The sequence below is a fragment of the Streptomyces sp. NPDC091416 genome, from assembly GCF_044756845.1.
Classification (GTDB): Bacteria; Actinomycetota; Actinomycetes; order Streptomycetales; family Streptomycetaceae; genus Streptomyces.
Genome location: NZ_JBIVTU010000038.1, coordinates 1 through 19,542 on the forward strand (window position 1 = coordinate 1; position 19,542 = coordinate 19,542).

General features: G+C 69.2%; 18 protein-coding genes and 2 pseudogenes. 8 read left to right on the forward strand and 12 right to left on the reverse strand.

Annotation, left to right across the window (positions count from 1 at the left end; all coding sequences use genetic code 11):
• Positions 1–319: hypothetical protein (locus tag ACIQMX_RS41945; protein ID WP_402486867.1), on the forward strand; the 319-nt coding region annotated here is incomplete at its 5' end.
• A 232-nt stretch (positions 320–551) separates the two neighbouring features.
• Here the strand turns inward: ACIQMX_RS41945 and ACIQMX_RS41950 are convergent.
• Positions 552–683 carry a hypothetical protein gene (locus tag ACIQMX_RS41950; protein ID WP_402486869.1) on the reverse strand — a complete coding sequence of 44 codons (132 nt, stop codon included), beginning with the start codon at positions 681–683 and terminating at the stop codon, positions 552–554.
• 118 nt (positions 684–801) lie between these two features.
• Positions 802–2,508, reverse strand: coding sequence for an IS1182 family transposase (locus ACIQMX_RS41955; RefSeq protein WP_402486872.1), 1,707 nt, complete (start codon positions 2,506–2,508; stop codon positions 802–804).
• A 118-nt stretch (positions 2,509–2,626) separates the two neighbouring features.
• On the opposite strand from ACIQMX_RS41955, the gene ACIQMX_RS41960 reads away from it, so the two are divergent.
• The gene (locus ACIQMX_RS41960; RefSeq protein WP_402486875.1) at positions 2,627–2,770 is read left to right on the forward strand and encodes a hypothetical protein; all 144 of its coding nucleotides are present in this window, start codon (positions 2,627–2,629) and stop codon (positions 2,768–2,770) included.
• Between the two features lie 646 nt (positions 2,771–3,416).
• Here ACIQMX_RS41960 and ACIQMX_RS41965 read toward each other — a convergent pair.
• Entirely contained in the window at positions 3,417–3,644 is a 228-nt protein-coding gene (locus tag ACIQMX_RS41965) for a hypothetical protein (protein ID WP_402486878.1), read from the reverse strand.
• A 560-nt stretch (positions 3,645–4,204) separates the two neighbouring features.
• On the opposite strand from ACIQMX_RS41965, the pseudogene ACIQMX_RS41970 reads away from it, so the two are divergent.
• A pseudogene (locus ACIQMX_RS41970) lies at positions 4,205–4,438 on the forward strand (transposase); the annotation flags it as partial.
• On the opposite strand, the pseudogene tpg reads toward ACIQMX_RS41970, so the two are convergent.
• Positions 4,396–4,770: pseudogene (gene tpg / locus ACIQMX_RS41975) on the reverse strand (telomere-protecting terminal protein Tpg); the annotation flags it as partial. The pseudogenes ACIQMX_RS41970 and tpg overlap by 43 nt on opposite strands.
• A gap of 212 nt (positions 4,771–4,982) precedes the next feature.
• On the opposite strand from tpg, the gene ACIQMX_RS41980 reads away from it, so the two are divergent.
• Complete coding sequence (locus tag ACIQMX_RS41980) at positions 4,983–6,878, forward strand: hypothetical protein (RefSeq protein ID WP_402486881.1); 1,896 nt, start codon at positions 4,983–4,985, stop codon at positions 6,876–6,878.
• A 262-nt stretch (positions 6,879–7,140) separates the two neighbouring features.
• Here ACIQMX_RS41980 and ACIQMX_RS41985 read toward each other — a convergent pair whose 3' ends face one another.
• The 7 genes from ACIQMX_RS41985 to ACIQMX_RS42015 all read right to left on the reverse strand — a co-directional run bounded on the left by ACIQMX_RS41985 (position 7,141) and on the right by ACIQMX_RS42015 (position 13,844).
• The gene (locus tag ACIQMX_RS41985) at positions 7,141–7,962 is read right to left on the reverse strand and encodes a shikimate dehydrogenase (protein ID WP_402486884.1); all 822 of its coding nucleotides are present in this window, start codon (positions 7,960–7,962) and stop codon (positions 7,141–7,143) included.
• Between the two features lie 256 nt (positions 7,963–8,218).
• A complete protein-coding gene (locus ACIQMX_RS41990) occupies positions 8,219–8,953 on the reverse strand; it encodes a coenzyme F420-0:L-glutamate ligase (RefSeq protein ID WP_402486887.1) in 735 nt (244 codons plus the stop codon).
• The gene (locus tag ACIQMX_RS41995; RefSeq protein WP_402486890.1) at positions 8,954–10,018 is read right to left on the reverse strand and encodes a hypothetical protein; all 1,065 of its coding nucleotides are present in this window, start codon (positions 10,016–10,018) and stop codon (positions 8,954–8,956) included. It abuts the gene before it with no gap.
• On the reverse strand, positions 10,015–10,902 hold the full coding sequence (locus ACIQMX_RS42000) for a hypothetical protein (RefSeq protein ID WP_402486892.1): 888 nt from the start codon (positions 10,900–10,902) through the stop codon (positions 10,015–10,017). The genes ACIQMX_RS41995 and ACIQMX_RS42000 overlap by 4 nt, the downstream gene beginning before the upstream one ends.
• Positions 10,899–12,125 (reverse strand): methionine adenosyltransferase, encoded by a 1,227-nt coding sequence (locus ACIQMX_RS42005; RefSeq protein ID WP_402486894.1) that lies wholly within the window; start codon positions 12,123–12,125, stop codon positions 10,899–10,901. Before ACIQMX_RS42005 ends, ACIQMX_RS42000 begins: the two co-directional genes overlap by 4 nt.
• Entirely contained in the window at positions 12,076–13,011 is a 936-nt protein-coding gene (locus tag ACIQMX_RS42010) for a Gfo/Idh/MocA family protein (RefSeq protein WP_402486897.1), read from the reverse strand. The genes ACIQMX_RS42005 and ACIQMX_RS42010 overlap by 50 nt, the downstream gene beginning before the upstream one ends.
• Positions 13,008–13,844, reverse strand: a complete 837-nt coding sequence (locus tag ACIQMX_RS42015; protein ID WP_402486900.1) for a sugar phosphate isomerase/epimerase family protein — start codon at positions 13,842–13,844, stop codon at positions 13,008–13,010. Before ACIQMX_RS42015 ends, ACIQMX_RS42010 begins: the two co-directional genes overlap by 4 nt.
• A 369-nt stretch (positions 13,845–14,213) precedes the next feature.
• Here ACIQMX_RS42015 and ACIQMX_RS42020 point away from each other — a divergent pair, with 369 nt between their 5' ends.
• Complete coding sequence (locus tag ACIQMX_RS42020) at positions 14,214–15,659, forward strand: helix-turn-helix domain-containing protein (RefSeq protein WP_402486903.1); 1,446 nt, start codon at positions 14,214–14,216, stop codon at positions 15,657–15,659.
• Between the two features lie 535 nt (positions 15,660–16,194).
• Here ACIQMX_RS42020 and ACIQMX_RS42025 read toward each other — a convergent pair.
• Positions 16,195–16,566 (reverse strand): DoxX family protein, encoded by a 372-nt coding sequence (locus ACIQMX_RS42025; protein ID WP_402486906.1) that lies wholly within the window; start codon positions 16,564–16,566, stop codon positions 16,195–16,197.
• 114 nt (positions 16,567–16,680) lie between these two features.
• Between ACIQMX_RS42025 and ACIQMX_RS42030 the strand changes: the two genes are divergently transcribed.
• The 3 genes from ACIQMX_RS42030 to ACIQMX_RS42040 all read left to right on the forward strand — a co-directional run bounded on the left by ACIQMX_RS42030 (position 16,681) and on the right by ACIQMX_RS42040 (position 19,434).
• On the forward strand, positions 16,681–17,391 hold the full coding sequence (locus ACIQMX_RS42030; protein WP_402486909.1) for a TetR/AcrR family transcriptional regulator: 711 nt from the start codon (positions 16,681–16,683) through the stop codon (positions 17,389–17,391).
• A 406-nt stretch (positions 17,392–17,797) separates the two neighbouring features.
• Positions 17,798–19,144 carry a site-specific integrase gene (locus tag ACIQMX_RS42035; RefSeq protein ID WP_402486912.1) on the forward strand — a complete coding sequence of 449 codons (1,347 nt, stop codon included), beginning with the start codon at positions 17,798–17,800 and terminating at the stop codon, positions 19,142–19,144.
• A complete protein-coding gene (locus ACIQMX_RS42040) occupies positions 19,141–19,434 on the forward strand; it encodes a hypothetical protein (RefSeq protein WP_402486915.1) in 294 nt (97 codons plus the stop codon). Before ACIQMX_RS42035 ends, ACIQMX_RS42040 begins: the two co-directional genes overlap by 4 nt.
• Positions 19,435–19,542 lie beyond the last annotated feature (108 nt).

A 19,542-nucleotide genomic window follows, 5' to 3' on the forward strand; every position in this document is an offset into this window, starting at 1 on the left:
ATCTCAACCAGGTTCCTCAGCTGTGTTGCTTTCCGCGACGCAGCTGGGGACGTTCATCCGTACACGGCTGGGGAGCAAAGGTCGTACGCCGACACTTGACCGTGTTCTCTCGGCCTTCCACCGTCGTCCGGCCCAGATTCCGCGCGAGCTGCTGGTTGGCGAACCCGGTCAGCATTGCGGTGAAGACCTGTTCCTCCGGTCGCAGCAGCGCGACTCCGTCCACCAGGTGCAGCCGTGCCGCACCTGGGATCGACCCGTTGAACCCCACCGGTCCACCACCCTCCGTCACTCGCGTCGTATGCGAGAAAACCGCATCTGATGCGAGTCGGAGGACAAACCGCAGGTCAGTCAGCCGGACGAGTGACACTGACTGGCGTCATCGTCACGTCCGTCGCTACCGTCGCCACCAGCAGGCCGGGCCAACTTCCATGGTCAGCACGCTGGTGGGCGCCGTTGGCCACGACGATTCGCGAACCGTCGCGAGTTCGCATCAGATGCAATTGGCGGCGCTTGGATCAATCAGGACGTGGTTAGCGGTAAGCCTCTAATGATCAGGTCGCGGCCGTGATGCGGGTGGCGTAGACCCGGTGGGCCTTGCGCTCGGCGGAGCTGGCGGAGTCGGTGGCGAGCGCGGCGGCCTGCTGCAGCGCGGTGCGCTGGAACTCCAGCACGGCGGCGAGCACGTTCACCATCATCTTGGTGCCGGGGTCGTCGGAGGCGAGGTCGATGACGTCCGGCTGCCTCCAGGACGGTCTCGGCGGGCCTAACTTGACTCTGTCGGGGATCTTGGTGTCGGCGGAGTCAACCTCCCAGGGTTCGCCAGGACTTCAGGCGAGGGATCTCGCGCTGGTCGAGGTAGTTCTGGAAAGCAGTCGGCTGGCGGGGTGTGGGGGCTTCCTCAGCCGGTGACAGTCCGCCAAGGCGCTCGATATTGACTGCGATGGCTGTCAGGACGTGCTGGACGTGAGCCTTTCTCTGTCCTCGATAGCGACAACGCCGTATGCCGTGTCCGTGGGCGAACTCGTTGACCGTGCTCTCCACTCCGGAGCGGACCGCGTAGCGGGCCTTCCACTCGGGCGTCTGTTGCTCGGTGCGGACGCGGAGTTGCAGGTCGCGGAGCTCTCGTGGAGGAAAGCCCAGGGTGCGGTGGCTTTCGCGGGAGGTGGTGCATTGAGCACGAGCCGGGCAGGGCTGGCACTGGCTCTTGGTGAACCGTGCCACGATCAGCGGGGCCGCGGTGGGCGAGGAGGTCGGGTAGGGGCCGTGCCAGCCCGCGCTGACCTGTCCCTGGGGGCAAGTGACCTGGCGACGATCGAAATCGATGTGGAAGTCGTCCCGGGCGAAGCCCTCGCCTCGGCGGTGCTGCCGGGTGGGGTTGCTCTTCAGCGGACCGGAGACGGTGACCTGGTGTTCACGGGCGGCCTGTTCCAGGTGGGGCAGGGAGGTGTAGCCGGCATCGACCAGGTGCTCGGCGGGCAGCAGTCCGCGACGCGCCAGGCGGGTGTGGATGCCGGGCAGGACCTGGCTGTCGTGGGTGGTGGCCGCGGTAGTGGCGACATCCGTGATCACACTGGGGCCGTCGGCGGCACAGGTCTCGGTCAGATGAGCGGCGAACCCCTTCCAACTGATGATGTGTCCGTGCCGCGCGTAGCGGGCCGAGGTGTCGTAGGGCGAGACGATCACCCTCGACGAAGGCGGCAGCCCGGGCCCGCCTTCCTTCTCGACGGTGCGCCAGCGCAGATGTCCCGCGGTATCACGGTGATAGTTCTGCACCATGATCTGCCGCAGGGCCTGGATGCGAGGACCGGACATGCAGTCCGCTCCATGCCGGCAGAGGTGTTCCAGAAGCCGGACGGCGTCATTTCCGGTGGCAAGAATCCTGGTCATGGGCTTGGTGGGATTCTTCCCCAGGCGGACCGGCCTGCCGTAGCGCAGCCCCCAGCCCTCATCGACGAGCTCGTCCAGCAGATGAGGAGAGATGCCTGCGGCCTCTTCGAGTGCGGCGCGGACCGCCTCGGTGACCAGCTCCAGGCGGGTCAGGTCACGCACCGCGGCCAGGACATGCGTGGAATCGGTGCGCTGCGTGGTGCGCTCGCGGACGAGACCGGCCTCCTTCAGGCGCGCGAGTGCGAGGTCGAGGAGGCGGTCGGCACGGCCGTCCTCGGCGAGACGATCACGGAAGTCGCCCAGCACACTGTGGTGGAATCCGGGATCGTCCAGCTCCATCGCCATGGCGTACTTGAAGTCGATACGGCAGCGGACCGACTCGGCGGCCTGCCTGTCCGACAGGCCGAGCAGGAACTGCAGCACACACACCGTGGCCAGCTGAGCGGGCGAAAGCCCCGGACGCCCGTCCCGCGGGTACCAGTCGGCGAAGTCCTCGTCGCACCACAGCCCATCGAGGCGGTCACGCACCCATATCGCCGTCGTGCCGCCCGGGTTGCTCGCCCGCGCGACCTGCGCGGTCAGAGACGGGACCTGCTCACCGGAACGGGGACGAAGGGACAACGAACACCTCGACAGCTGTATCGGTCGGCAGAACCACACGAGCATGCCCGTCGATCATGCTGCCGCACCGGAAAACTCCAAGATCCCCGACAGAGTCAAGTTAGGCAAACTCCGCTACGTGGTGGAGCAGACCTTCGCCCTGCTCCACCACTTCAAACGCCTCGCCGTCCGCTGGGAGCGCCGCACTGAACTCCACGACGCCTTCGTCTCCCTCGCCTGCGGCCTCATCTGCTTCCGACGCCTCAAGAAGACCCGACGATGATCGTGTTACGAGCTCTAATAGACCCTGAGCGTTTTTCCGCTGGCGTAAGTCAGAGCGCCAGCCCGGATATCTGTCCCGAAAAATCCTCCGACTGAGAGCCCGACACCAGTACCGCCCCGCGCCCAAGGTGAGCTCTTTTGGCAACAAGCGTTCGTCACGGTGACCTTGTAGTCGACGTTGTTAGGTGTGTATCCGTTGACCCAGAGGTTTTTGTCGACACCGGCATAGTGAAGTGCGACCCAGTCGCCGCTGTACCACTTGGACCCCGTGTAACTGATGGTGCACTGCACGTCTCCCCCTGCCCATACCTCTTCGGGGCATCTCGCGTTGGTAGCCCCCTGGATTCCCGCCGAGGACGCCGTCGCTTGTCCCGCAAGAGGCAATGAGAGCATGGCAAGTACGGCCAGGGAAATGATGGATTTTCTCACGACTCACCCATGTGTAGAAGACCTGTTCGGACCTGCACAGTAGGGCCAAATACCTCGTGCCCGCCTTGGGGTGCGGCAAGGCTCGGCCGAGAATGCACGGATTTTGACCGACACGGCATTGTTGAAAATCTGATCCTCGCCGCACCATGGAAATGCGTGCGAGCCTGGACCGATTGGTCCGGGCTCGCACACTGAGACTCAGTGAGTGTTCGGGTGGGTCACCGTGAGGGCTTCTTCGCGGGGAGGGCGCGGCCGCACACGTGCATGTCGTCGGGCGGGCCCCAGCCGCAGAATCCGCCGTGCGGGAGGTCGCCGGCGGTGAGCGGGATCGGACCGTCCCAGTTCTCGCCGTGTTCTCGGCAGAGTAGGACACCATCCAGTTCAGGGTGCTGGTAGGCGACGACGCGGGCCTGGGACAGTCCGGGGTTCTGCTCAGGCTCAGGCACGGGGGCGCTCCGGGAGGTCAGGGCTGGCGGACGAGGGCTGTTCGATGATGTGGCCGTACCCGAACTGCGGTCGGGTGGCGTAGCGGAAGCCGGTCAGGATCGTGCCGAGGGCGGTGTTCATCGCCGCGCGGACGGTCTCGTAGCGGATGACGGTCTCGTCGTCCGTGCGGTCGGCTTCGACCATGTCGAGCGCCTGGCGGTCGAGGCGGGCGTTGGGCAGCCAGTCCACGACGACCTGGGTGTCGTCGTTGAGGTAGACCACGACGCCGCCCTGGTCCTCGTCGGTGAGCGGCTGGGGCGGAGCGACGTGTAGGCCGGCGGTGGCCAGGTCGAGCCGTACCTGTTCGAGGAGCAGCTCGGGGGTGAGAGGGGGAAGTTCATCGGCCAGGTCGAGGAGGGTGGCCGTTTCCTCCTCCTGGCGTTGGTAGTCGTCGGCGGCCTGACGGTTCGCCGCGCGTTCGGCTTCGGTTGTCGGGTCCGGGAACGGGTAATTGATGCTGGCCATAAAGCGCTCCGAATTTAGATGATGTCTTGATTGGTGATCGCTCGTTGCTCTGGGTATGGACATAATTGTGCGCCTGGTGCCGGACGCGTTGTGGGAGATCTTCCAGGACGTGGCGCCGGAGCCTCCGGTCCGCCCCCAAGGCGGAGGACGCCGGAGGTGCGACGATCGCGCGGTGCTGGCCGCGATCATCTTCGTCGCTACTTCGGGCTGCACCTGGCGGCAAGTGCCACCGGTCTTCGGGGCCTCCTGGCAGACGATCCATCGTCGCTTCACTGACTTGGCCCCTGCGTCGCGGGCGTCGAACGGGCGCTGCGCGTAGGTCGCGGGGAGGTGGACGGTCAGTCGGCGCATCCGCGGTTCGTCGGTCAATCCCCCGGCGGCCTTGTAGCCGAAGGACGCCCGGGTCTCCACGGTGATGCCGCCGCTGCTGGCCGCCTGCTTGCGTCGTCGGCGGCGCACCTGCGGCTGCCAGCGGGAGCGGACGGCACCGTCGATCTTTTTGGCGTCCTTGGGCGGGTACTTACGGGCGCCGCGGCGGTAGCGGTTGACGGAGTCGGCGGTGATGCCGAGCTCCTGGGCGACGGCCTTGGCGGTGCCCAGCTGCTTGATCAGGTAGCCGATGTGGGCGTGGGATACTGTGCGCAGGGCTATCGGAGAGCCTTGTCGTAGATGCGTCCCCGCCGGTCCGGGCGACGTGGTCAAAGCGGCAAAACGGGGCATGGCCACGCCGAGCAGCACACAGGACTTTGTGGGCAGACGATCGCTTCACCCCACCCTTTTCCCCTTTGTTCCTTCGCTGTGCAGGGCCGGATGTCGCAGCGGAAGGATTTCTCGTGTCGAACGACGTACTCAAGTCGCGTGCGCGGGTGCGCATGCAGTACACCAACGAGCCATATGCCACGGCCAGGGCGGAGCTTGTGGCGGTAGATGCCGACGCACCTCTGATTCCGCCCGCCGCCACGGCAGACCAGATGCTGTTCGAGGCGCAGGTATTCGCGCGGTGGCTGCGGGCCTTCGGCGGCATCGTGCCGGTCTCCCTGTCCGCCGCTGGGCGGTTCGGGTTGCTGCATGTCACCCCGCGGTCCCATGAGCTGGGTGTGCGGGTGGACCCGAAGGCGCTGACCGATCTGCTGGCCGCGCTCGTGCGGCACGACAGTCAGTCCCAGGCGTCGTACGGGGTGCCGGGGCTGCGCTTCCGGCTCGAGCGGCAGCGGCTGGTGCTGCTGCAGCCGGGAAGCGAGGGGCGGATCATCCTGTCGGGCGTTCCGCAGCCGGTCTGGGAGGCAACTCTCGGCAGCCTTGCCGAGGGGCTGCCGCCGATGTCGCAACTGTTGTTCTCCGGCACGGACGAGTGGGTGGCCGACGAAGTCGACTTCCAAGGGGAGGACGAGGACCAGCTGGAGGGATCGGAGGCGTATCTTTCGGCGCTCTTCCGGCGCCCGGGCCTGCTGGGGACCGATCAGGAGCTGCGCCTGCGCCTTGGTCATGGCCGCCAGGAGCCGGTGGTCGACGCGGCTGGAAGGCCGTGGCGGCCCTGGGACGACGACAGCCTTCCTGTGGAACTCGCGGCCGACCAGAACGACGAGGCACCGACCGCGGACGTGGAAAACACTGAGGAGACCGCCCCGGCCCTTGGCAGGGCGCTCCTGCAGGAGGTCGCGTGCGCGGCGCTGGAACGCGACGAGAACGTCGGGGAGTTCGGCTCGACGGCCAGGGGTGAATTGTTCGCACTCGTCGACCCGGCACGCCTGTCCCCCGACGCGACTGCCGAGTTGCGTGAGGAGATCCTGTCGGTAATCACCGAGCGGGGCGGTCTGCTGTGTGAGGTGCCCCGCTATGGCGAGGATGGCGAGTATTTGCGGATCACCTCCACGCCCGGCCTTCAGCCGCACGAACCTTTCACCCCGCAGGAAGTCGATGCCGCGGCCGCGTGGCTGGTTCCGCTGGATTTCAACCACGACACTCCTGAATCGCTCTTCGAGGTCCCGCCGGCCCGCCGGATGCCGGGTGCCGAGGACGAGGTCCTTGGATTCGACTCCCCCGACGAACTGTGGGCCCGCACCGCCGGCGCCCGCCTGGGCCAGGCCGCCCTGGCGCTGCTGTTCATCCGCTCCCAGGAGCGGCCCCCGCACCCCGACGAAACGGCCCCCGAGGCTGAGGGCTGGCCCAACGCCATCCTGTTGTCGCGGTCCGGGTGGTTCGTCAACGTCTACCGGATGGCGACCGGGTGGATCGAAGTGGCCTCCAGGCGTCTGGGTGCGGGCCGGTTCCGCTCCGACGACGTCGCTCAAGAGGTCTGCCGCCAGCTCCTGGGCCTGGCTTCGCCGGACGAGGAGTTCATTGAGGCGAGCTGGGTGTGGGTGCTTTTGTGGATGGAAGCGCTCGAGGACCGTCACCCTCCCCTCGACGAGTCTCGGGTATCGCCGCCGGAGCGGCTCAACGACATCCTGTACAAGCGCGTGCCGCGCCGAGGTCCGGCCGCGTGGAAGCCTGTGTGGGAGGCCGTCGAGTCCGGACGGCTGCGGCAGTGGCGGCTCAGCGCCGAGGACGTTGCCTGGCGTGACGGTCCTGGTTTCCACGTCCTGCTCATGCACCTCATGGCCGATGTTGAGACGCGGGTAGAGAAGACGCTCAAGACCCCTGGCCGGTTCACCGAGAAGGGAGCCGCCCGCGTCCGGGAGATCACCGACCGGCTCGGGCTCAAGGTGCTGGCAGCCGACGCTGAATAGGTGACGGACGGGCTGCCTGTTGCGCGAACGCGGCTGGAGTCACCCGTGGCGGGTGTGGCGTTCGCGCAGCGCGGTGGGGGCCTGGGTTGCGGTCCGCTTTTGTCGGAGGCGCGGGAGCCGGGCGGCTGGCCCGGCTCCCGCGAGGGTGGATACCCCGAATCCGTCACCGTCCCCGTCGACCCCGTCGCGCAAGACCTCCTCCAACGACTCCCTTAACAGTGACCATCAGGCTCGTTCGCGACGGCGCGGGCGGAACGACAGGTCAGAGAGCATGGTTGCTCACCTGTGAACGGCCAGCTGCCAGCATCTCTGTGTACGGCACGCGATGGCATTTTGTCTGGAGAGCCACTTGCTGGGCGGCTTGGTGGACGAGCATGGGCAGTCCTCCGACCACCCGCCTCCCGGATGTTTTCGCCGCAGACGCGAGAGGGGTTGGCCAGGGTTGGTACACGACGTCCATGAGGGTGCCGGCGGCGGGTCTCCAGAGGGGTGCGAGACCGTCGGCGATGCCGGGCGGCAGCGCGGAGATGACCAGATCGGCGGACAGGTAGGTTCCGGCCACTGCCCAGGGTTCGATCCTGGCCGTGATGCCGATCCGCTCCGCTGTCGGCTCGACGGTTGGCCGGGCGGACTCGATGTCGCGGGCGATGATGGTCGCTTGATGGCATCCAAGCTCTCGGGCGGCGGCCAGTGCTGTACAGGCCGTGGCCCCTGCGCCGAGGACGGTGACGTTGGCTGTCGTTGTCACGCCTGCTTCGCGGAGTGCCTGCGTCATTCCGTACAGGTCGGTGTTCTCCCCGATGAGCTGGCCGTCCGTGACGATGATGGTGTTCGCCGCGCCGATCTGCATCACCGTGTCCGATGCACTGTCGAGGAGCGGGACGACTGTGCGCTTGAGCGGCATGGTGAGCGACAGCCCGGCCCATGTGCCGTCGAGGGATGCGAGGAAGGGAGCCAGCCGATCCGGGGTGCAGTCGACGGCGTGGTAGGTCCAGTCCAGGCCGAGTGACTGGTACGCGGCGCGGTGGAGTTCCGGGGAGAGTGCCTTGTTGATGGGCGATCCGAGGACGGCGAGCTGCTTCATCGCGATCTCCTACGTGGGGAGTTCGTGGGGCGGACGGGCCTTTCTGAGTGAAGCCTGCGAGGTGGATGACCGCGCCCGGTCAGGCGGTTGGTCTCTCGACAGTGTTGTGGTCTCACAGGTCGGCCGGGACGCATACCGCGCACGAGGGAGGCCCGTCAGCCGGTGGCCGCCGTTCGAGCAGCCGCAGCGGTGTGCCCGTCGGCGGCCAGGCAGGTGCCAACGGCGCCGCTGGCCCCCGTGATCAGAAGAGGGCCGCTCATGAGTGAGGGGCGTGGTGGAGCATCGTGGCAACTCCTGCGTCACTGTGCTCGTAGGCGATGCCGCGCAGGATTGCTACGGGGGCGCCGCGGCCTCGCTGGCCCAGGATGATCCCGGCAGCGGCGGCGATCATGTCGGTGAGTGTCTCTTCCTGGCGCTTGTCGCCGTGCTCGGTGATCCGCAGCGGTGCCACCCCGGCGGCCCCGATACTGATGGCGGTGGCACCGCGACGGTCGGCCCGTCCGTCTGAATCCGCGATCACGACTGCCACGTCCGCGCCGGTATAGGTGATCAGGGCGTCGCGCAGGGCTCGGGCGGAGGCGTCCGGGTCCACCGGCAGCAGCCATGCACCCTCAGCCCCGGCGCGGTCGACCCCGGCTGAGGTGAGCTGTAGGCCCAGCCGGTGCTGGGCGATGATGGGGCCCCGGTCGCCGGCCACGAAGTGTGAGACGGACTCATCGAGGATGAGTTGCACGACCGGGGCGGGCTTCCCCGTTTGGGCGGAGAGTTCCAGGGCCTCGGCTGTGGGGGTGATGTTGGTCAGGTCGACGTAGCGTTTTTCCGCGAAGGACACGATTTTGCTGGCCACCACCACGATGTCCCCGGTCTGAAGAGCGGTGCTGGTGCGCGTCAGGACGTCGGTGATCGCGGAGGCGAGATCATCGCCGGGCCGGAGCATAGGGAAGGGCTCCAAGGCGAAGGCGGAGAAGGCGGAGGTGGGGGCGGCGGTCATCTAGGGAGCTCCTGCTGCTGGGATGAGAACGGTGTGCAGTCGGTCGTGGGCGGCGGCGAGCATCTGGGCCCGCTGCCCGGTGGTGGCGTACTGCCCGCTGGTGAGCCAGTCACGGACGCGGTGCAGATAGTGCGGCCACAGTTGGCGGGCTGCATCGGGCGCTGGTGTACCGGAGTTGACGGCGCGCCAGGCGTCCGCGAGGGGCAGCGGCCAGGGCTCGTCATCGTATCCGTCTGGTGGCGGAGCGAGGTCGTCCAGCGTGGTCAGCATGGCCTGGACGCGATCGGGTGCGAGGGCGCGGTCGGAAGCTCGGTAGAGGACCGGTCTGCCGTCGGGCGGCACGGGCGGCCGGCTCCGCTCGGCGGTGAGGTGCAGCAGGACGGGGACGGCCTGGTGGAAGATGGCCGGGAGGTGGCCGAAGGATCCGGCATGCCGTTTGGGCTCGTCGGTCCGTATGGAGACGACGGGGCCGGTCGCGGCGGCGGTCAGTAGCAGGAAGGCGTCGATGCCGTACCCGGCCGTGCACGCCGCGAGTTCGGCGGGCAGCGCGGCGGCGGCCCGCACGGCGGCGGCCAGCGCCTCGCGGGAGATCGCGAGGTCTCCGGCCAGAGGTTGAGGCACATCGTGTCCGGTGGCCGCGGCGATCAGCGGCCGGGCGAGATGGTTGGTGAGGTTGGCTTCGTCCCAGTGGCGCGGGTAGTCGGCGATGGCCAGGGCGGCCCCGTCGCGTACCCGGTCCAGCAGCGCGCGGTAGACGGCGGGGTCCGGGTTGCGGGTGTCGGTGTCGGCGATCAGCACCACCTCGGCGTCGGGAATCTCCGGGCGCCGGGCCGCGGCAAGGATCTGGGCGCCCTTGCCCCGGGAGAGGCCGGTCAGCCCGACTTTCCCGGCCCGGGTGGGGGCGGCGGCGAATGAGTTGGCGGTGTCGGGGGCGTCGGAGGAGTCGGCATGCATGATGACCGCCCGCGTGTCGTCCAGGGCTCTGTCCGCTACGGCGGTGACGGCGGCGATGGTGGCGGCTTCGTTCCGGCTGGGCAGGATCGCGGCGGTGGGCTTCGGCGTCACGCGTACTCCTCGGTGATGAGGTCGGCGGCACTCTGCGGGTCGGGCGCGTACAGGTAGGTGTACGAGTGCTGTTCGAGCCGTGCGATCAGGTGCGTACGCCAGCGGGCGAGCGGGACGTCGTCCAGCGGCCATACCGGTCCGTACGGCGCCCCGGCGGGGCCGGTCAGCGGGGTGGGCAGGCCGCTGATGTACCGGGCGAGGGCTTCGTGGAGGCGGAGTTGCTCGTTCGCGGAGAACGGTGTGGCCGGCACCAGCACCGGGCGGGGTACGGCGGGGTGGACGGTGAGGCGGATGACCCCGGCCAGGGGGGCGGGGGCGCGGAGGAAGGGGGCGAGGTCGACAACGGGCTTCGGGGCCTGCCACAGCTCCGGGTCCTGCGGGCGGACGGCGGCTGTCGCCTTGCCCGGCAGGATCAGCAGCTCCGCGTCGTCCTCAGCCAGGACGGTCAGATCGTCACCGGCGTGGGTCCAGCCGCGTGCGCCCAGGGTCAGCGTCACGCAGGTCTTGCCCGCGCCCTTGTTGCCCAGCAGCAGGACGCCGCGCCCGCTCGGCGTGACGACCGAGTTGGCATGGAGGGTGAGCATCTGCCGCTGCTGGCGGACCCGCTCCAGCGCGGTGTACGTCGTGTAGGCCAGCGTTGCCGACCGGGCGGCGCTGCGGGGAAGGCTCATGCGGACCGTCTGCCCGTCCACGCTGACGGTCGGCTCCGCCTCGGCGTAGGTCACCGCCACGACCGGGCAGTCCCGGCTTCCGGGGCCCGGGGTGGAGAGGTGCCAGCCTCCGGGGAGCCGGTTGGCCGCCGCGACGGCCTGGCCCGTGTCCAGCCTCGCGGGAAGCTCCAAGGCAGCGGTGAGGTGGCCGGTCGCCAGGACTGCCGGGTTCACGGCCGTGTGGGCGGGTCGAGTTCGGCCAGCAGCCCGGCCGCCGGTAGAACGGTGGGGAGGTAGCGCTGGTTGTCCACGAGATCGGGCACCCAGTCGGTGCGGCGCAGCACGTCGCGCACCAGCTCGGTACCCGAAGAGTCGAGGTGCGCGGTGGTGACGTTGAGCGAGGCGGGCTCGGGGTAGGGGCTCCCGTTGCGCCACATCGCCGCGATGCGGCACGGCGCGCCGGTCTTCTCGGCGAGCGTGCGGCTCGCCTCGTCGACGAGCCACCCACCCACCTTGCCGACGTGGTAGGCGGGATTCTTCCCGAACAGGGCTTCGTTGCCGGCCTGCTGGCCGGGGGTGATGAGCCCGGAGCGGGCGTTGCCCCGGCCGACCAGCCCGTCCTCTCCGTAGTCGATCGCCGAGCCGGAGACGGTGAAGTACTGGCCCGACAGCGGGCCCGTGCGAGTGTTGCGGGTGTTGCACACCACCTTGACGGGGCCGGGCAGGCGCCCCAGGAGCTGGGTGGTGAGTTGCTGGGCGGTGTCGCTGACGGCGTCCTCGAATTCCGCGCTGCTGACCAGGTGCCCAGCCAAGGCCGGGACGCACACGGTGACGTTCAGCGCGTGCCCGTTCCGGATGACCAGGGCTTTGATGTCGCTTCCGGCCCACGGCTGCCGGCGGAACCACGTTTCGGTGAGCAGTGCGACGGTCTCGGCCGTGGTGCGCGCCGCGGTGGAGACGAGGAACGCGGTGTCGTTGGAGAACGCCGTGGGGCGCTCCGGCAGGTCCTCCAGGCCGAGGGGGGCGAACCAGCGGGCGAATTTGGAGGAGTCTGTCGTCTCGTGCTGGGTCTGCCATGTGATGTGCTCGAACCCGGGCAGGGCGGTGCGCAGTTGCTCGGCAGCGGCGGCTTCAAGGATTTCGCGAACGGGGATCTTTCGGCCGGCGAAGGATGTGGAGATCCGGCCGCCGAAGATCACGCGTACGGGGCGGTCGTAGGTGCCGTCGGTGTCGCCGAAGCGGGCGCGGCCACCGAGGACGGCGACCTTGTCGAGGTTGTGGTGGAGGATGGCGCCGAACTCGCGCAGGCAGTATTCGCTGTAGCGGATCGAGGCTAGCTCGGCGATGGAGTCGGCGAGGGTGTCCGGGTGCCCGACGCCCTTGCGCTCGACGACCTCGACGTCGAGGTCATGCGGCAGTACCGGCCTCAGAGACGTTGCGTGCGGTGCGGTAGGCATAGTCGATGACCTCCAGGGTGCGGCGGAGCTGGGGAAGCGGGAACAGGGACGGGTGGCGCGGACCGGGGGCACCTGCGGGCAGGGCCCGGTACATGGCCTGGCGCAGCTCCAGGTCGCCGGGTGCGGACAGCGGATCGTCGAGGCCGGCTTCGAGGTTGCGACCACGGACATGGACGTGCTGCCCGTCGTCCAGGTGCAGCGTCACCTCGTGGCGGCGCGTCTGGTCGACGCTGTCGACCCGGGCGTCCACCGTCAGGACCGCGGCGTCGTCGAACGCGATCGTCGCGGTGATGCGGTCCTCGGATTCGGCCCACTGCCGGACGCGGTGCACCTCGGCGGTGCAGGAGGCGATGGGCGAGGGGGGCAGGAGGCGTAGGGCGAGGGCCAGGCCGTGAATGGCCTGCTGGTGCAGGACGCCCCCGGCGGTGGCGTAGTGGGTGCGCCAACTCCGGTAGTAGGCACGGTCCCGGCGGCACACCAGCGTCACTGCGGCCTGCCGGGCCGTCGGCTGCTGTTCGAGCAGTGCGGCAAGGCCGGGGGCGAAGTGCGGTTGGAAGGCGACGAAGATCCGGTTGTCTTCCGGCTCCGGCGCCAGATCGGCGGGATCGAGCGTGACGGGCTTCTCCACCAGGACGGTCGCGCCGCTCCGCGCGGCGGCGCGGGCGGCCACCAGGGCGGTGCCGGGCGGCGTGGCGACCACGACCACGTCCGGCGCGAGTCTCTCCAGCGCCGTTTCCCACCGGGTAAGGAGCAATACCCCGGCCGGCGGGGCAACGACCGGGGCGGGGTCGGCGACGCCCACCAGGTCCATTCCGTCGGTGCGGGTCAGGGAATGGGCGTGTTTGGCTCCGACCTCCCCCGAGCCGATGAGCAGAACCCGCCTCACGCCAGGCCGCCTGGGACCGTACTGCGCAGGAACGCCGCGCCGCGCGTCAGCGCGTCTCCCGGAGTCTCACGCACGTGCGTCTCCAGGGCGTACGGCAGCACCGGCCGCACCCTGTGCAGGACGGGAAGCAGGTCCGCGTACGGCACGTCGCCGGTGCCCGCGGCCACGAACTGCTTCATGCCGTCGTCGCGCGGCACGTAGTCCTTGATGTGGACGTACTCGACGTACGGGGCGAGGGCCTCGACCGCCTGCGCCGTGCCGTGGCCGACCTCGTACAGGTTCCCCAGGTCGAGCCACAGCCCCAGTCCGGTGTGCTCGCGGAGCACGTCCAGAAGGGGCGTCGGTTCCGCGACCGTGCACACCGGCTCGTTCTCCAGCAGCAGTCGCACCCCGGCCCGCTCCGCGGCCTTGAGGGCGTGCGTCAGCAGCGGGTCCTCGATGAACGTCTCCGTCTGTTCGCCCACGGACAGGTGGGAGAAGATCCGGAGGCGGTCGGTGCCCAGGATGTCTGCGACGGCCAGCGCACGGTCCACCCAGCGTTCTCGGTCTTCGGCCGGCACCTGCGTTGGGAAGCCGAAGCTGTCCACGCGGCCAGGGGTAGTCTCGGGACTGCACCATTTCCACAGTGGGGACGCCAGCGCCGCCACGCGTAGCCCCCGCTCGTCCGCCAGCCGACGGACCTCGCGAAGCTGCGCGTCGTCCAGGACGAGGGCGTTCGAGCCGTAGGCCGTACGGATCTCCAGGTGCCTCATGCCCAGAGCGAGGGCCAGATCCATGCCGACAGCGGGGTCCTGCCCCAGCTCGTCGGGGTTGAGCACGGTAATTCCCTGCACGAGTTCTCCTTGTCGATGCTTGCGCTCGAGACAGCGGCGGCCGTGCGCCCGCCGGAGACGGGACGCACGGCCCAGTGCCGGGGACTTACGAACCGCCACCCGGCGGGGGCGGAGTCGGGATCGGGCCCGGCGGTGGCGGAGGAAGGGGCGGCTGCGGCATGTCGCCCACTCCTTCGACCAGGGATGAGCCCAGCGCAGAGCTGCGGAAGCCAGTCGGCCACCGGCCACTGCGCGGGAGGTTCGCTGTGCACTTCCAGACTGGGGAGAAGCGAGGGGGAAACCCATTCGACGGCCCTATAGGACGGTCCTCTGGTGTCGTGGCCGAAGCCCTGACAGCTGGTCACGGCGGCTCTACGCTGAGGTAATGTCATGCGCTGCCCCGGAGAGGAGCTCACCGTGCGCAGCCGCTCCCCGTTAGTTGTTCCCGCCGATCTGTGGGATCGCGAGAAGGTACGACGCGCCCTCGCGGCACGCGATATTGCCTCCGTGATCAGGCACTTCCGGCAGTACACGGGTGCCAGCCAGACCACCGTGGGCTCCCTCGTGGGGCTCGCCCAGTCCGATGTCAGTGCAATCGAGCGCGGCCTGCGCCAGGTCCAGAGCGTCGATGTCCTGACGCGGATCGCCGAGGGTCTCGCCATCGCCCTCCCTCTGTTGGGCCTTGCCGAAGAGGCAGGTGTCGCTGATCAACCGGCTCGCCGCAATGCGCCCGCCCTTCTGCTGACGGCCGCTAAGGTGGCTGAAGCCGAGCTGGAGGACGATGTGCGACGTCGCGACCTGATGACTGGAGCGCTGGGACTCAGCGCCAGTCTGATCGCCGGGACCGGCTCCGATGCTGCTGCGGCGGAGCCGGCCGCCCAGAACCCGGCCGCCGCCATGGAACAGGCCCTGTTCGAGCCCGTGGCCGGAAGCCCGACCACCCTCAGCGATCTCGCTAGTGGGCTCGCGACAGCCCGCATGCTGTTCTCAGGCGCCCGCTACACCGCCCTCGGCAGCGCCCTTCCCCCGCTGATCGCCACGGCGGAGGCGACCCGGGACGCCGTCACCGGCCGCACACGGGAGCGCGCGCAGGCGGCCGTCGCCCGTGCCTATGTCCTGGCCACCGAACTTGCCGTGAAACAGCACTCGGAGGCTGCATGGGCCACGGCCGACCGTGCCCTCATTGCCGCACGAGCCAGCGGCGATCCGCGGCCCCTCAGCGACGCGGCGCGGGTCCTGGCCATCACCATGCGCCGTGCGGGCCGCAGCGCAGCCGCAGTGGACTTCCTGGCCCGTACCGCGACCTCACTGGTCGCAGAAAAGGGCGGCCCACAGGCTGACACCCTGGCCGCCCGCGTCTGCCTGCTGATGACCGCCGCCTACACGGCCGCGTCCGGGGGCCGGCGCAGCACGGCGCTCGACCTCCTCCAAGAGGCGGAGGAAACAGCCGGCCGCATCCCCGTCGACCAGAGCGGAAAGCCCGCCGGCCTCTTCACGATCTCAGCGAGCTCCGCCGAGGTCTCGATGTACCGGATCAGCAGCCTCACCGTCCTCGGCACGCCCGATGACGCCGTTCCGTACGTCAGCCGTGTCGAGCCCGCGCAGTTGGCGAACACCGAAAGAGTCGCGCGCTACCTCACCGACACTGCCCGTATGTGGCACCAACTCGGCGACGGAAGACGCACCTTCAGCGCGCTGCGAGCCATCGAGCACACCGCACCCGAAGAAGTGCAACGCCCCGCAATCCGCACGCTCACCGCAGATCTTCTGTACCGGCCCGGCAACCTGCCCGGCCTCCGAGAGTTCGCGGCCCGCACCGGAGCCGTCGCCGCATAAGACCTGCCGCCGTACGGACAGCACGGCAATGACGCATGACCGCGACGACGAGATCCCCGCTTCGCTGGCCGGAGACACCGCCCGACTGGAGCAGTTCTCCGCCCACTGGCGGCATGCGTGATGTCCCTGGCGCAAGGAACGCCCACTGGCTCATGGAAGCCCTCAACCGGTCACGGCTCTATCCGGATCTCGAAGATGTCGGCGGCCGGAACACCTGCGCCGGACCCAGCGGCACACGCTTTCGTCGGCCGAGCGGGAAGCGCACGACTCTGCCCGCCATGAGTATCACGCACAGCTCGTGATGGCCGCTCCGGCCATCCGGCAGGCCGTCACGCGCTGACGCAGGCTCCTGGCGGCGAACAGGCACCTCCCCCCGAACGCCGCCGCAGCTCACCAGACTCTCGCCGGCACACAGCGCCCGTCCTCACGCCCCGCCCGTGATTGCGCAGGGAACGTTCGCAAGTACCGCGCCCCAACGAGCGACGCACAGGACTGGCTGAACCCGGCGTGCACCAGTTCAGCCGGCGTCAGGTGATCAGAAGCTGTAGGGGCCGAAGCGGCCCCAGGCCACGACCGCGGCCAGGGCGAGCAGGATCACGTTGAAGGCGATCGCGGAGGGCTCCTTGCGGCGGAGGTGGGTGACGGCGGCCAGCAGCATGGTCACGCCCAGTCCGGTGGCGGCCAGCGGGGTCAGGACCGGCGCGATGCCGGTGACGGCGGGCAGGATCAGGCCGAGGGCCCCGGCCAGTTCCACGATGCCGATGAAGCGGACGGTGGCTGTCGGGAAGTCGGCCACCCACGGCAGCATCCCGGCCAGCTTCTCTCGGGGCTGGGTCGCCTTAATCAGACCGGCAGTGGCGAACATAGCGGCGAGCACGGCCTGCACGATCCACAGGAAGACGTTCATGGAATGGGCTCCTTGGCGAGTCGGTTCACATCAAGTGGAACGGCCTTCCCGTTTCACCCGGGCCAGCGTAGCAAACAAGTGGACCGATCGTTCCACTTGGATAGAATGGGTGTCATGACTACGAATGCACACCCCGGCCCCACACCGGAGGATCAGCCCGGAACGGGGCTGCGCATCGACGCCGAGCGCAATCGAGACCGCATCCTGGCCGCCGCGCGCCGCCTGTACGCCTGCGACGGGCTCGGCGTCTCGATGGCCGCCGTCGCCCGCGAGGCCGGCGTCGGCAAAGCCACGCTCTCCCGCCGCTTCACCACCCGCGAGGAGCTCGTCAACGCGGTCTTCGCCGACCGCATGGACGCCTACGCCGCCGCCGTCTCCGCCGCTCTCGCCGAGCCCGACCCCTGGTGCGGCTTCACCGGCTACGTCTGGGCCGTGTGCTCCATGCAGGCCGCCGACCGCGGCTTCTCCGACGTCCTGACCATGACCTTCCCCGCGGACCTGGTGATCGAGGAGCGCCGCGCCGAGTCCTACTACGGCTTCCTTGACCTCATCGCCCGCGCCAAGGAGACCGGCCACCTGCGCGAGGACTACACCGACCGTGACATGCCGATCCTCCTCATGGCCAACGCCGGCGTCGTCAATGCCGCCGGCAACGCAGCCCCTGACGCCTGGCAGCGCCTCGTCGCCCACATGCTCCGCTCGTACGCCACCCCCGGAGCACCCCTGGACCCGATGCCCGACGCCCCCGAAGGCAGCGCCATCTACCGCGCCATGATCCGCCTCGCCGACCCAGGCGACGACGAGGGTGGTGGCGGCAGTCGCTGACCCCAACGGGTGGGCAACATTCGGCGCCGGGGGTACCGCTCCGCTCCACCCCTGGTGGGCCGTCCGGCCTGGCGCGAGGAGCGCTGTGGAGTACGTCGCACCCATCCGTCGACCGGCTGGGAGGCGGTGAAGCTGTAGCGGCCGTAGTTCTCTACCCAGTTCGGGTGTTGTCGCATGTTGTGTTGCAGGCCGAGCAGGGGCCTGACGCTATGTTGTCGCGGTGCTCACCGAGAGTGATTCGCGGGGATGGCGGGTGTGCTTCTCCGATCCCGAACGTCGTTGGTCGACGCTCGCTGACCCGCTTGCGAGGAAGTTCGCGGCGCGACTGCCCGAGCTGCTGCGTACGCATGGCCGTCGGCCAGGGCAACCGTTCCTGATCGGTCCGGACGGCAGGCCGGACGGGCGGGTGAACGGGTTCTTCACCTCGCATCCGATGACGGTGCGCGACCGTGACACGTGGCGCAAGTACGCGTACGCCCTCGGGCTGTGGCTGAACTTCCTGGCCGTACGGGGCCGGGGCTGGCAGCAGGCAGTGCCCGCCGACGTCGAGGCGTTCAAGTTTTGGCGAATGGCGGACCCGGCCAACCCACGGAGAGTGGCGGCCGGGACGCTCAAGGGCGACCTGGTGGCGCTGAACGTCTTCTACGACTGGGCCGCACGTCACCACGGTGTGGTCAGTCCGGTGGAGATGCGCGAGGTCCGTACGTCCGCCCCGCGCGGATCGGTGGAGGAAATCGCGGCAGGTCCGGTCGGGATCCGCAGCCGGGACGTGAAGTGGTTCACCCCGGCCGGCTATCGCCGCTGGCGCGATATCGGGCTGAGGGGCTTCGCTCTGGACGGGCTGGAGGATCCGCGCTGGCGCGGGCGAGGCGAGCAACGCGATGCCGCGTTCGCCGACGGACTGTTCGAAACCGGACTGCGGCTGAGCGAGTGGGCCGGCGTGCTGGACATCGAGCTGCCGAACGACGACCCGGAGCGCGCTTTCACCACGCGCTGGCTGGCGGACGCCTGCGCCAAGGGCGGTCTGGGCCGCCGCTATTGGGTGCCGCGGCCGGCCCTGGTGGGGGTCTTGTCCTACACCGAGGGCTCACGGGCCCGAGCGGTCCGCCGCGCCCAGCGACAGGGCCGGTATGCCCGGGTCCCCGGCATGCTCGTGGTCGAGAAGGTCTTCGCGAACCGGCGGCTGAGCATCCGTGACGCCTCCGGGGCGGTCAGTTCGGTGTCGCTGGACGTCTTGGACCCGCAGGCCCGGATGCGGCTGTTCCGCGAGGGCGAGTACGGGCTGGAGCCGCTGGCCGTCTGGCTGAACGAGGACGGGCTCCCGCGCACCCCGCACGGCTGGCAACACACCTTCACTACGGCCAACGACCGGATCACCGACCTCGGGCTGGACGGGTTCGCGTGCTCGGCCCATCGGCTCCGCCACTCTTTCGCTCTGCGCTGGTATTCGGTGGGCAAGCTCCTTTACGACGCACGGTTCGCCCACCTGGACGGCGAGGAACTGCGCGACTTCCGAGTGCAGTTCGGCGACACCTGGCAGCTGGTGCAGACCATGCTCGGTCATCGCAGCGTCACCACGACGATGGACGTGTACTTGGAGCCGTTCCGGCACCTGGATGTTGAGCTGCTGCTGGAGCAGACCGTTGGCCTCCCGGTCGCCGCGCTCCTCGACGAGGTCTGGCGGCAGCACCCCAAAGTGGCCGCCGACCCCCTGGCCGCCGGACCGGTGCCGCTTCGCGAGGGGTGGCGGTGAGGGGGCGGCTGGCCGCACTGCCGACGGCCGGCTACCAGGCCCCGGCCCGGGTGCTGCTGGACGACGGACGCTGCACGGTCCGAGTCACCAGCGAGGACGGGCGCGTGAGCAAGGACTTCGACTTCACCGTGATGCCCGTGGGCCGGCCCTTGCAGGTCGCTCTCGCCGAGGCGTTCGACCGACGCACCGGCCCGTCGGGCACCTGCTGTCGGCGTACACGTGAACGTGGCTCTGGCAAGATTTTCGTAGCCGGAGATCATCGCGGTGCCACGATCGGTGGGTCCGTGTAGCGTCGGCGAAGGTGGCGATCAGGACGACGCGTTGTCGGAGAAGAGAGACGCCGGCCCGTCCGGCCATGATCCGTTTCTGCAGCTTGACGTCGGTGATGCGGCCTTCGT